Origin of the sequence: Psychrobacter nivimaris, assembly GCF_043419765.1 — a bacterium.
Classification (GTDB): domain Bacteria; phylum Pseudomonadota; class Gammaproteobacteria; order Pseudomonadales; family Moraxellaceae; genus Psychrobacter.
This window is the reverse complement of record NZ_JBHOFX010000003.1, coordinates 132016-143957: the sequence shown is the minus strand read 5'-3', so window position 1 is coordinate 143957 and position 11942 is coordinate 132016. Positions and strand designations below refer to the sequence as shown.

Sequence of the window (11942 nt, the reverse complement as noted above, 5' to 3'; positions counted from 1 at the left end):
CAGCATCAGCCTACATAAACGGCAACTTCGTAAAAATCTGCAATATCGTGGCATTGACGATATCAACAAAGAAGGCACCTACCATTGGTACGATTAGGAATGCTTTAGGTGAAGGTAGGTAGCGATCAGTGACTGCCTGCATGTTCGCAATCGCTGTCGGTGTCGCACCCATACCAAAACCACAATGACCCGCTGATAATACAGCTGCGTCGTAGTCTTTACCCATAATTTTAAAGGTAATGAGGTAAACGTAGATAATCATAATGATGGTCTGTACGACCAATATGACGAGTACAGGACCCGCCAAATCGGTCAATTGCCATAGTTTTAAAGACAACAATGCCATCGCCAAAAATAGACTTAAAGACGCATTACCAAGTACATCAATTGAGCGGTCAAACATATCAAAATTGAAGACCATCGTCAGCACATTGCGAATGATAACACCACCTGCCAATGCCCATACGAAAGTAGGCAGCTCAAACCATGTACCTTCAGCAACGATGGCCATCACATCGGCAAAAGCCAAAGCACCTGCGAATAGTGCCAAGGTTTCGATAGTAGAAGAAGCGGTGATAAAGCGCATGCTATCAGGCCTTTCAAAAATATCTTTATTACTGCCTGCAGACTCTTCATCGTGTTTGGTGCTATATAACGACTGTGCACCAGCAACTTTTTCGATATCGCTAGGATCAGGGTTAGCTGGCGTTGGTTTTAGGCCAAGTCGATTAATCAAGCGACGGGCAACAGGACCGCCAACAATACCACCCGCGACCAAACCATAAGTAGCAACCGCAATACCAAGCGTCGTCGCACCGACCACGCCGTAGTCTTGTTCTAACGTAATGCCCCAAGCGCCTGCTGTACCATGACCACCAGTTAGAGCGATAGACCCTGTCACCAGACCGAGCAGAGGATCAAGTCCTAACGCACTTGCCATGGCCACACCAACGACATCCTGCAATACAATGAATACTGAAACAACGATAGTAAAAATCAATAATGGTGTGCCGCCTGCTTTTAATCGACTGAAATCAGCACTCAGACCGATGGACGCAAAGAACATCAACATGGTGGCGGTCTGTAATCCTTGATGAAAGTTAAAACTATATCCCCAAACCATATTGAGAGCATAGACAACAATTGCCGCGACCAAACCACCAGCAACAGGTTCTGGAATATTAAAGTCTTCTAAAAACTTGACCCTTCGCACCAAAAACCGCCCAAGCAGCAGCACTAAGGTGGCCAATATCAGGGTGTAATAACCGTTTAAGGTAATCTCCATAGGTTAATCCTTTCTATAAAATAAATTAACCTGAATTCGGGATAAATATGGCTTTATCTCGAATTCAGGTTTCTATGATGACGAATAATTATCGGTGACTATCGGCGGTCAAGCTTGCAACATATAGGCTTTCAACGACTAAGTTTCTAACGCATAAGCTTCATCCTCAGATGGCACGATGATCCACAATTGTGGTTTGCCAAATTCTCTAAAGGCATCCTCAATGATGCTTTTAAAGACATTGAAGTCCTCAGTGTTTATCTTCTTAACGTCTGTCAAATCAAGCCTTAAATGAATTTCATCACTGTCTGTTAGACAATCCCATGCACTGTCCCAGTTGTGCGAAAAATAACTAGGAAAGTCACAGGCCTTGGCCAAACTCGTCAATAGCTCAGTTTTTTCGAGCGTGTCACCGACGGCTATAGTAACAGCCTGCGCAGGAATGCTAGTACCCAGTGCTGTACCGTTTTGGTTAATGTGGTCTTGATTCACGTGGCTTTGATTAACGTAGTGGATGGCTTGGTTCATACTTTCTTTTTTCATATTAAGGCACCTGTAGTCTTTGGAAGCTATCATAGTGATCGACAGTTAAGTAATAGACAGTAGGCGGGTTACCACCTGTGACGATACGCCGTGCACCGCGATGAGAGACACCAGGGGTGGGCACGGTATATTCACGGTAGTAGCCTTGTGACTGGGCGGGTAGTCTGCCTTCACGGTTATAAAACGTCGTGCCATCTTTATTTGGATAAGGAAACGGACCACCTTGCTGAATAAGCGCAATCGTATTATCGACCTGTGCATCACCCGTTATGCCAGCAGTGGCGACTTGGTTCGTATTATTAGTGACGTCTTGCGATACCGTTGTCGGCTCGACGCTATCAGCAAACAATGTCGAATTTAAATCGCCAAAGAAATAGAAAGCGACGGCGATTATGGCGATAAGGCTAAATAGCGTAGAGCCTAAGCTTCTTTTATTGGGTCTGCTGTTTTGACTGCTACGATTTGAGTTATGAGTGCGTTGATTGCTATTTCTATTAGCATTAGTAGATGTATAGCTTGGAACATCTGATGCAGTATCTTGGTCAAGGCTCAACGAAGAAGAGGTCACTTCAGTGGCTCTCAATTGATTTTTATCGTTACGGGCACTGTTAAAGTAAACACTTTGTCCAACCGTTATAGGCTCCGCTAATCGTGCTTTGCTAATATGAAAGAACACATCTTCACTTTGATTATCTACATCGATAAAGCCGTAGCCTTTATCTTCGTTCCAGTGCTTAATCTTGCCACTTTGCATGGTCGTACCGCTCCCTATAATTTAAATGCCTTAATTAAAATACTTATGATTTAAACGAAGAAACGCCAGCATAATTGCTGACGTTTCTGATTATTCGTTTCGATAGTCGATGCTAGTATGATTAAGCACGGGTTTCGCCATGCCCATAAACGATCCATTTTTGTGAAGTCAGACCTTCAAGACCGACAGGGCCACGCGCATGGATTTTGTCCGTTGAGATGCCAATTTCAGCACCGAGACCGTATTCGAAACCATCAGCAAAACGGCTAGAGGCGTTAATCATCACGCTCGCTGAGTCCACTTCACGGATGAAGCGCTGCGACTTGGTATAGTTATCAGTGATAATGACATCAGTATGATGGCTGCCGTGCGTATTGATATGCTCAATTGCCTCATCAATACCTGAGACCACTTTTACCGCTAGGATAGGAGCTAAATATTCAGTATCCCAATCCTCAGAAGTGGCCGCTGATAGATGACCTTCAAGCTTAGCACTCTCATTTAGGATAGCTTGTGATTTGTCATCAAGACGTAGTTGCATTGCGTCATCAGCAGCGACGATGGCCTCTGCTATTTTAGGCAATAGCTCATCTGCGACTGTTTCATCGACCAGTAGCGTCTCCATCGTATTACAAGTACCGTAACGATGCGTTTTGGCATTGACACTGACCTTAATCGCAATCTCAGGATCCGCATCACTATCGATAAAGGTATGGCAGTTACCGTCTAAATGCTTAATTACAGGTACTTTGGCATCGTTGCTAATACGCGCAATCAGACCTTTACCACCACGTGGCACGATGACATCGACATATTCAGTCATGGTAATCAGCTCACCAACGGCTGCACGATCGGTCGTCTGTAGCACTTGCACGCTATGTTCCGATAGATCAGTATGGCTAAGACCTTTAATGATGCATTTAGCAATGGCTTGGTTAGATTCAAATGCTTCAGAACCACCGCGCAAGATAATGGCGTTGCCTGACTTGAGTGCCAGTGAGGCAGCTTCTAATGTTACGTTAGGACGTGACTCATAAATCATACCGACCACACCAAGTGGCACCCGCATTTTGCCCAAATGAATACCCGATGGCTGATAAGTCATGTCAGTGACTTCACCAATTGGATCAGGAAGGCCAGCGACGTCTTTAAGACCTTGTAGCATACCGTTAAAACGTGCTTCGTTTAGCTCCAAGCGGTCGAGGAGTGCACTATCAAGATTGTTTTTTTGACCGTTGTCCATATCGATTTTATTGGCAGCCAAGATGTCTTGTTTGGCATTGACCAGTTCATCATGAATGGCCAAGAGTGCTGAGTTTTTATCGCCAGTGTTGGCAGCAGCCAGCGCGCGAGAAGCGGCTCTTGCTTGCTTGCCGACAGACTGCATATAGGTCGTAATATCCGTAGTATTCGATTGACTCATAAATTATTTTCCTTATGTGATACAGGTTTTTTATAACTAAAAGCGCCCAATTTTATATAGGTAAAAATACCTAAAAAGGCGAAAAATGTCGCAAAAAAAGAAGTTTTGAATGCCTACTTAGGTGGCGGTAGGTCATTATGCTATTTAACATAGAGCAGATTGAGACGATAGTAAAGATGATTTTGTGAACAGAATCCGCTTTGCAGCGCTCTTGTAAGGGCTTATTCAAAGTAATATTGCTCATGCTAAGCGGTATTTATTTAAGATAATCGCGTTATCAGTACTACACTATATCTTTACGTGTTTTTAACAGAATTGCGCTGTAAATACTAAGGTAGCCGCGAGATATCCTCAGTATAGTAAGCATTAAAACAGCAAGGCTATCAGTAGATAGTACTTAATCTTATTATGATGAGTGATGGAGAACGAACATGGCTACGAAAAATACAACTTATAAAAATTGGTTAACGGTTGGCTTGGTAGCAAGTGCTTTAGCATTAGGCGCTTGTAGCAAAAAAGATGACACACCGATGGAAACTGAAGCTGATACCACTGTAGACGCTCAAACCTCTGTAGAAGAAAGTGCAACAGCGAGCGACAATGATGATGTGGCCGTTGCTAGTGCCGATGATGAAGGTATGGACGTTACCAATAACGATGATGTGGCAGTGGCGACAGCAGAAGATGCGGATATGATGGACGGGACTGAAGATTCAGAACATGTATCGACGTACTAATCGCATACTATAGAATGCACTAGCGCCATATTAGATGTACTAAGCACATACTATAAATAGGCAGTTATCAGATAACACAACGTCTCGTATTCTAAAGTGATAAAATAAAGCCCAGAGCGATAAATGCAGTCTGGGCTTTTTTGTATTCGCGGTTTGTTAGAAGCTGATTAACCCGTTGGTTAAATACAATATTTGCCTTTTTACTGCGTAATAAGAGACAATATGGCATTTTTCTCTTTGCCTCATCAGGCATATTACGATAATGCATCTAGATGCTTGTACTATATATAGATATAGCTCTTATTTTATTCGTGTTTTCACTCATATTTATTGGAAGTCTGCTGAACCATGCTTGATACTGCAAAAAACCCGACTCGGCCTATCGCCCTAGACTTACAAGACATCCATAAAAGCTACGGCTCATTAGAGGTACTAAAAGGGGTATCCCTGACTGCCTATGATGGCGATGTTATCTCTATTTTGGGCTCATCTGGCTCAGGTAAGTCGACGTTGCTGCGTTGTATTAATCTTCTAGAAAACCCAAATCATGGTCGTATCTTGATCGGTAATGAAGAGCTGATGCTAAAACCTGCCAAATCAGGTGAGCTACAAGCAGCAGACGTAAAGCAGCTAGAAAGCTTGCGCGCTCGTGTAGGATTTGTCTTTCAGAACTTTAACCTATGGCCGCATAAGACAATTCTACAAAACATCATCGAAGGGCCAACGCAGGTCTTAAAGATTAAAAAAGACCAAGCGATTAGCGATGCAGAAAAGCTGCTCGATAAAGTAGGCCTGCTCGACAAAAAAGATGCTTATCCAGCGAACTTATCTGGTGGTCAGCGTCAGCGTGTCGCAATTGCCCGTGCGCTTGCTATGCAGCCACAAGTTCTATTATTTGACGAACCAACCTCTGCGCTAGATCCTGAACTGGTCAACGAAGTGCTTGCAGTAATGCGCGAGCTAGCAGAAGAGGGGCGTACGATGCTTATCGTTACTCACGAAATGCGCTTTGCCCGTGAAGTATCAAGCAAAGTCGTCTTTTTACATCAAGGTGTGGTTGAAGAAATTGGCACACCTGAGCAAGTCTTTGATAACCCTACCTCTGAGCGTGTTAAAGACTTTATGGCATCACACCGTCCTACTTAATTATTAGTTTTTTGCTTAATATCATGTCTAATACAAATGGTGGCAACACTCTTGCCGTCATTTGCCCTGCCATACTTAAAATCACTGTAACGTAACCATTGTTGACTGTTTATTGCCCAATGATAACTCTGAGTATGCAAAACGTTTGTTTTTGATATTTTACTCAGGTATTATCAAAAGGTTTATAGGCCGTCACGTCTCGTGGCTGTCTGTTATTCTGCTATCTATATTGCTTGTCTGGCAGGGACGTCAGAGAACAAAATATCAGAACCCTAAGTCAGAAAATCCTGTCAAAAACTTATGTAAAACCCATCAGAATTTAAGGAACGTATGATGTCGAATTCTCGCCTATTGTGGTCATCAATGACCGTTACTGCTGCATTGATGTTGAGCGCTTGTAGCCAACCTGCCGATGAAACTACCGATACCAACGCTGACGCCCCTGCAGCAGAAACCACTGGTAAAACCATTCGTATCGCCACCGAAGGTGCTTACCCTCCATTCAACTACACCAACGCCGACGGCAGCTTGGCAGGTTTTGATATCGATGTTGCCAATGCATTATGTGATCAAATGCAAGCCAAGTGCGAAATCGTTGCACAGGATTGGGACGGTATTATTCCTGGTTTATTGGCACAGAAATATGATGCGGTGATTGCAGGTATGTCTATCACCGCTGAGCGTCAAGAAAAAGTTGATTTCAGCGAGCCGTACTTTGCCAATACGATGGTATGGTTGACCAATACGGATGGGGGTTTTGATCCTATGACGATTAAAGATGCAACGCTTGGTGGTCAACGTTCTACTACGCCAGGTGCTTATCTACAGGATAACTACGAAGGCAAAGAAGGCAACACAGTTCAGTTGTATGACAACTATGACAATGCCTATCTAGATCTAAAATCTGGTCGTAGCGATGCCGTATTGGCCGAAAAAGTTTCTGCCAAATCATGGTTAGCAGAAAATGCAGCGGGCTTCGGTATCGTTGGTGATGAAATTGATAACGATGACAATATTGCCATTGCTGTACGTAAAGGTGACTCACTCAAAGCTGACTTTGACAAAGCATTGAGCGAAATCCGTAGTAACGGTGAGCTTGCACGTCTTGAGCAGATGAACTTTGGTCAATAATGACTCACTGAAGATTTATGCTTAGAACACATAACGTTTGATGCGAGTAATGCTTAAAACTGGGCATATTTTAAATAAACGGTGTTTATAAGCATAAATCAGCAAGCAGTGATTGACGATACAGCTGGTAAATATATTAAGGAATAAAACTTATGACAATTTCAATGACATCATCAATGAGCAAAAAAGCATTGTGGCTAGCACCACTTAGCGCAGCAATGCTAATGTTGGCCGGTTGTAACAATAGCTCAGCACCAGCAGAAAATGCTGAAGCTGATACCGCTACTGAAGCGCCTTTAAATATCAAAATTGCGACAGAATCAAGCTATAAGCCTTTTAGTTATACCGATGCAGATGGCAAACTGATTGGTTACGAGATTGAGCTGGTTGACGCACTATGTGCGCAAATGAAAGCTGAGTGTGAAGTTATCTCTCAAGATTGGGATGGTTTGATTCCAGGGCTTAACGCACAGAAATTTGATGCAGCTATCGCAGGTATGTCTATCACGCCTGAGCGTAAAGAAGTGGTTGATTTCAGTGACCCTTACTTCCATAGCGGTATCATCTTGATCGGCAAAAAAGGTGATGACTTAAGCGTTGAGTCGCTAACAGGTCTACCAATTGCCTCACAGCGCTCAACTGTTGCCTCGCAATACCTACAAGACGAGCATGCAGATGCTGATATCAAACTATACGATACGCAAGACAATGCTTATCTAGATCTGACCTCAGGCCGTGTGCGCGGTATGATGTCTGATAAAGTAACGGGTATTGACTGGTTAAAAACAGACGCAGGCAAAGGCTACGAAGTCAAAGGTGAAGAAATCAGCACCAATGATGATGCAATGGGTATTGCTTTCCGTAAAGGCGATCCGTTAGTTGCTAAGTTCAATGCAGCATTGGCTGAGCTAAAAGACAACGGTACCTATGATCAAATCACGGGTAGCTATTTTGGTACTAGCTCAACGGCTGCAGCACAAAAAGCGGTGGCAACAACTGATAGTGTCGAAGAAGTAATGGTCGCTGAAGAAGAAGCGCCAGCTAACTAATACGATATCTAGCAGTTTGACTGCTGTTGTTTGAAGACGTGTTGTTTACTCAAGAAAAAACCAAGGATGATCATGAGCAACCATTGTGCCCCAATCTGTACCACGACTGGCAAATCTAATATTAATATAGCCAGTCGTTTGTCTATGTCACTGCTTGCGCTAGCGACGGCCTTTACCGTTGCTGGCTGTAGCAATAGCCAGGAGAGTACAGCTGATACCAATCCAGAGGCTACCGAAGCAACGGCAGCCTCTACAGGTGATGTATTACGCATCGGTACAGAAGGGGCCTATGCACCTTTTAACTATACCAATGCCGATGGGACACTGGGTGGTTTTGATGTTGAGATAGCAAATGCACTCTGTGTGGATATGCAGGTTACTTGTGAAATTGTGGCGCAGGACTGGGACGGTATTATCCCTGGTCTAAAAGCGGGTAAATACGATGCAATCGTAGCCGCGATGTCCGTTACTCCAGAGCGTTCGCAGCAAGTGAGCTTTACCGATCCGTACTTTAGCAATGCCTTGGTTTTTTTGGCCAAAAAAGACAGCAGCTTTGACCCTAGTAACAAAAGCGATATTGACTCGCATTCTATTGCTGCACAGCGTTCAACCATTTCATCTCAGTGGCTAGAAGACACGTATCCAAAAGCCGATATGAAGCTTTATGATACGTTGAGCAATGCGTTTTTGGATCTCGGTTCAAACCGTGTCGATGCGATGATTTCTGATAAGCTGCCTGCTATAGAATGGCTGAGCTCAAATGCTGGTAGCAAATATGCGCTAAAAGGTGATGAGATCGATATTAATGATAACTTTGCAATAGCAGTACGCCCAGGCGATCCGCTACAAGCAAAGATCAATCAGTCTCTTGCTAATATAAAAGCTAATGGTACTTACGATAAAATCAATCAAAAGTATTTTGCGGTGCCAGCATCTGTAACGAGCACAGTTGATGAAGACGCAAATACAGGCATAGGTGCAGACATTAGCGAGCAACCAACGACAGAAAGCACTAGTTAATAGCTAACAGTAGTCAAAGATAGCAGTCAAAAAATATTGTTTTGATCAATAAAAGGATATCGCCATCATGGTGATGTCCTTTTTTGTTTGTCGTTATAGCAACGAATATACATAATAGCCGCCTATCAATTTTACTCAAATTTAGTCGGCTGATTTTATGTCTCTAGAGGCAAGTGTCTGTTTAAGTACGGTTTAGGCACAGCTTTTACGCGTCAGTATTAACATCACGGCGAGTGAATATGATAAAATCAGCGCTCATTTCTACTGTGTCAATTATCGCAGCGTTAATCGTATTCTTCTGACGTCATTTTTTGACGCCGACCATCCCTATTGATTTGGTATAAAATACGGTGTTTCGCCGCGTTCAGCTATTGATGCTGATTCTTTTAACTCATATTTTGCAAATTGCTAATATAAAGAGACTGAGTGGATAATCGTGTTTGACTTACAAGGATTTGGCGCGCTTTTATTGAGCGGCGCTACCGTCACCATACAGCTAGCTGTGACCAGTTTAATCATTGGTCTGGCTCTAGGCTTGCTCGGCGCAACCGCAAAGATGTCCAATATCTGGTTGCTGCGTAAACTTGCGACTGTCTATACTGCGACAATGCGCGGTATTCCTGAGCTGCTATTGGTGCTCTTTATTTATTATGGCGGCTCTATCTTATTGATGAGCATCCTCAAAAAGTTCGGCTATAACGACTATGTCGAGATTAGCGCTTTTTGGGGTGGTGTCATGGCACTGTCTATTGCCTTTGGTGCGTATGCGACTGAGATTTTTCGCATGTCCATTCAAGAGATTCCAGTAGGGCAGCGAGAGGCTGCGCAAGCGATTGGTATGCGTCCTTTTCAGACTTTTTATCGCATCACTTTGCCGCAAGTGTGGCAGATTGCTTTACCAGGTCTGGGTAATTTGTTTCTGGTACTGCTCAAAGATACCGCATTGGTATCGGTTGTGGGTCTCAAGGACATCATGTATCAGTCATCGCGTGCGGCACAGTCTACACAGCAGCCGTTTACCTTTTATATGGCAGCAGCGATTATTTATTTGGGTCTGACCATGTTGATTACTGGCTTTATGATGTGGCTTGAGTGGCGCGCCAATCCTGCGGCACGCTATGCCAAAAAGATAAGCCGTCAATCCACTCACAGTCAATCGACCATAGGGTAGAGGAGAGATACTATGGATTGGAATTGGCAGGTCATTTTTGACCATATCCCTGATTTACTAGGCGGCGCGGTATTGACCGTACAGCTGGTCTTGTTTTCAGGTGTGATTGGATTGCTGTTTGGTTTGGTTTTGGCGTTGTTACGACTGTCTAAGAATTGGGTGGTACAGATACTACCATTCCTGTACATCTTCTTTTTCCGTGGTACGCCGCTGCTGGTACAGATATTCCTGATTTATTACGGTTTGGGTCAGTTCGAGGCCGTACGCGAGTCGTTCTTATGGGAACCAGTACTTAGCCAAGCATATTGGTGTGCCATCATCGCCTTTACCCTTAATACTAGTGCTTATCTAGCAGAGATTATACGCGGTGCGATTCAGACGATTCCGATTGGAGAGCTTGAAGCTGCTGATGCGCTTGGCATGTCAAAATGGCAAAAGCTAACACGGGTTACGTTGCCGCGCGCATTTGGTATTGTGATTCCAGCGTACAGTAACGAAGTTATCTTTATGCTAAAAGGTAGTGCGCTCGCTTCGACTATTGCATTGATGGATATCACAGGTGTTGCTCGTACGATTAGTGCGCGTACCTATACCTTGATGGAGCTATTCTTTGCCGCTGGTATCGTCTATCTATTGCTGTCGTGGGTCATCTTGTTTAGCTTTAGAATGTTTGAAAAACGTATGAACCGCCACGCCAGTTATGTACCACCAGATGTGGTGACCAATACGATTCCATAGTTAGCAGTTAGCAGTTAGCAGTTAGCAGTTAGCAATTAGCAGTTAGCAATTAGCAACTAAAAGTCGTCAAAGTCACTGTAGACAATAGAGTATGGACTGCTGATAAAATAGCCATCATTTACAGGGAGAGTTTAGTATGAGCCAATCGCCACACGAGTCATTAGCGAACGCCATTGCAGCTGGTGTCAATGCCGAGCAGGGCGCTATCAATCATAATGAAAGATTGCGTACCTCTATTGGTAAAGTCGTCTGTGTTGGTCGCAACTATGCGGCCCATGCTGCAGAGTTGGGCAATGAAGTACCAACCACGCCAATACTGTTTATGAAACCTGCGTCTTCAGTGGTCTCTATCCGTGGTGATGTGGTTCGCCCAAGTTCAGAGCTGTTTGGCGAGACTCACTACGAGGCTGAGCTATGTATTCAGCTATCAGCTGATTTAGCTATGGCGACGATTGAGCAAGCTCAGCAAGCGATTGGTGGCGTGACACTAGGACTGGATCTGACCTTGCGTGATTTGCAAAGCAAGCTAAAAGAAAAAGGTCATCCGTGGGAGCGTGCTAAGTGTTTTGACGGAGCTTGCGTCCTTGCTGATTGGGTCGACCCGCAAGCGTTTGGCAATCTACAGAATGTACAGTATCAGCTGTCTATCAATGATAAATTAATGCAAGATGGCGATAGTGCCTTGATGCTATTTCCTGTCTATGAATTGCTGGTCAATATCAGTCACGCCTTTAGCTTGCAAGCAGGTGATGTGATTATGACTGGTACGCCAAGCGGCGTTGGTGTGTTGCAAGCAGGCGATCAGCTTAAGCTAAAACTGGGTGCTCATGAGTGGGTATCACAAGTACAGTGAGCTTGATTGCAATAACAGACGCATATTAAAAGCCCCGAGCAATTGCTTGGGGTTTTTGCTTTTAAGACTTTATATTTATTTTTTAATTTGCT

12 protein-coding genes are annotated in these 11942 nt (G+C 43.9%); 8 read left to right on the top strand and 4 right to left on the bottom strand.

Annotation, left to right across the window (positions count from 1 at the left end):
• Positions 1 to 10 precede the first annotated feature (10 nt).
• From gltS to ACHEVO_RS07350, 4 genes are all read right to left on the bottom strand, one after another.
• Complete coding sequence (gene gltS, locus ACHEVO_RS07365) at positions 11 to 1285, bottom strand: sodium/glutamate symporter (protein WP_057758303.1); 1275 nt, start codon at positions 1283 to 1285, stop codon at positions 11 to 13.
• Between the two features lie 138 nt (positions 1286 to 1423).
• On the bottom strand, positions 1424 to 1828 hold the full coding sequence (locus tag ACHEVO_RS07360) for a barstar family protein (RefSeq protein ID WP_394124468.1): 405 nt from the start codon (positions 1826 to 1828) through the stop codon (positions 1424 to 1426).
• A 1-nt stretch (position 1829) separates the two neighbouring features.
• Positions 1830 to 2582, bottom strand: coding sequence for a ribonuclease domain-containing protein (locus ACHEVO_RS07355; protein WP_394124467.1), 753 nt, complete (start codon positions 2580 to 2582; stop codon positions 1830 to 1832).
• Between the two features lie 121 nt (positions 2583 to 2703).
• Complete coding sequence (locus ACHEVO_RS07350; RefSeq protein WP_394124466.1) at positions 2704 to 4005, bottom strand: glutamate-5-semialdehyde dehydrogenase; 1302 nt, start codon at positions 4003 to 4005, stop codon at positions 2704 to 2706.
• A 431-nt stretch (positions 4006 to 4436) separates the two neighbouring features.
• Here ACHEVO_RS07350 and ACHEVO_RS07345 point away from each other — a divergent pair, with 431 nt between their 5' ends.
• From ACHEVO_RS07345 to ACHEVO_RS07310, 8 genes are all read left to right on the top strand, one after another.
• Positions 4437 to 4742, top strand: a complete 306-nt coding sequence (locus tag ACHEVO_RS07345) for a hypothetical protein (RefSeq protein WP_298808579.1) — start codon at positions 4437 to 4439, stop codon at positions 4740 to 4742.
• Between the two features lie 348 nt (positions 4743 to 5090).
• Positions 5091 to 5888, top strand: a complete 798-nt coding sequence (locus tag ACHEVO_RS07340; protein WP_057758311.1) for an ABC transporter ATP-binding protein — start codon at positions 5091 to 5093, stop codon at positions 5886 to 5888.
• Between the two features lie 330 nt (positions 5889 to 6218).
• A complete protein-coding gene (locus tag ACHEVO_RS07335; RefSeq protein ID WP_180958123.1) occupies positions 6219 to 7019 on the top strand; it encodes a transporter substrate-binding domain-containing protein in 801 nt (266 codons plus the stop codon).
• A 152-nt stretch (positions 7020 to 7171) separates the two neighbouring features.
• Positions 7172 to 8068: a transporter substrate-binding domain-containing protein gene (locus ACHEVO_RS07330; protein WP_101205565.1), complete on the top strand. Its 897-nt coding sequence runs from the start codon at positions 7172 to 7174 to the stop codon at positions 8066 to 8068.
• 72 nt (positions 8069 to 8140) lie between these two features.
• On the top strand, positions 8141 to 9088 hold the full coding sequence (locus ACHEVO_RS07325) for an ABC transporter substrate-binding protein (protein ID WP_394124465.1): 948 nt from the start codon (positions 8141 to 8143) through the stop codon (positions 9086 to 9088).
• Between the two features lie 436 nt (positions 9089 to 9524).
• A complete protein-coding gene (locus tag ACHEVO_RS07320) occupies positions 9525 to 10259 on the top strand; it encodes an ABC transporter permease (protein WP_057758316.1) in 735 nt (244 codons plus the stop codon).
• Positions 10260 to 10271: 12 nt separating this feature from the next.
• On the top strand, positions 10272 to 10997 hold the full coding sequence (locus tag ACHEVO_RS07315; RefSeq protein WP_101205569.1) for an ABC transporter permease: 726 nt from the start codon (positions 10272 to 10274) through the stop codon (positions 10995 to 10997).
• Between the two features lie 223 nt (positions 10998 to 11220).
• The gene (locus tag ACHEVO_RS07310) at positions 11221 to 11850 is read left to right on the top strand and encodes a fumarylacetoacetate hydrolase family protein (RefSeq protein ID WP_394124729.1); all 630 of its coding nucleotides are present in this window, start codon (positions 11221 to 11223) and stop codon (positions 11848 to 11850) included.
• The last annotated feature ends 92 nt before the right edge of the window (positions 11851 to 11942 follow it).

Coding starts and splice junctions, on each gene's coding strand:
- gltS (WP_057758303.1), bottom strand. CDS start 1,285: ATGGAGATTACCTTAAACGGTTATTACACCCTGATATTGGCCACCTTA.
- ACHEVO_RS07360 (WP_394124468.1), bottom strand. CDS start 1,828: ATGAAAAAAGAAAGTATGAACCAAGCCATCCACTACGTTAATCAAAGC.
- ACHEVO_RS07355 (WP_394124467.1), bottom strand. CDS start 2,582: ATGCAAAGTGGCAAGATTAAGCACTGGAACGAAGATAAAGGCTACGGC.
- ACHEVO_RS07350 (WP_394124466.1), bottom strand. CDS start 4,005: ATGAGTCAATCGAATACTACGGATATTACGACCTATATGCAGTCTGTC.
- ACHEVO_RS07345 (WP_298808579.1), top strand. CDS start 4,437: ATGGCTACGAAAAATACAACTTATAAAAATTGGTTAACGGTTGGCTTG.
- ACHEVO_RS07340 (WP_057758311.1), top strand. CDS start 5,091: ATGCTTGATACTGCAAAAAACCCGACTCGGCCTATCGCCCTAGACTTA.
- ACHEVO_RS07335 (WP_180958123.1), top strand. CDS start 6,219: ATGATGTCGAATTCTCGCCTATTGTGGTCATCAATGACCGTTACTGCT.
- ACHEVO_RS07330 (WP_101205565.1), top strand. CDS start 7,172: ATGACAATTTCAATGACATCATCAATGAGCAAAAAAGCATTGTGGCTA.
- ACHEVO_RS07325 (WP_394124465.1), top strand. CDS start 8,141: ATGAGCAACCATTGTGCCCCAATCTGTACCACGACTGGCAAATCTAAT.
- ACHEVO_RS07315 (WP_101205569.1), top strand. CDS start 10,272: ATGGATTGGAATTGGCAGGTCATTTTTGACCATATCCCTGATTTACTA.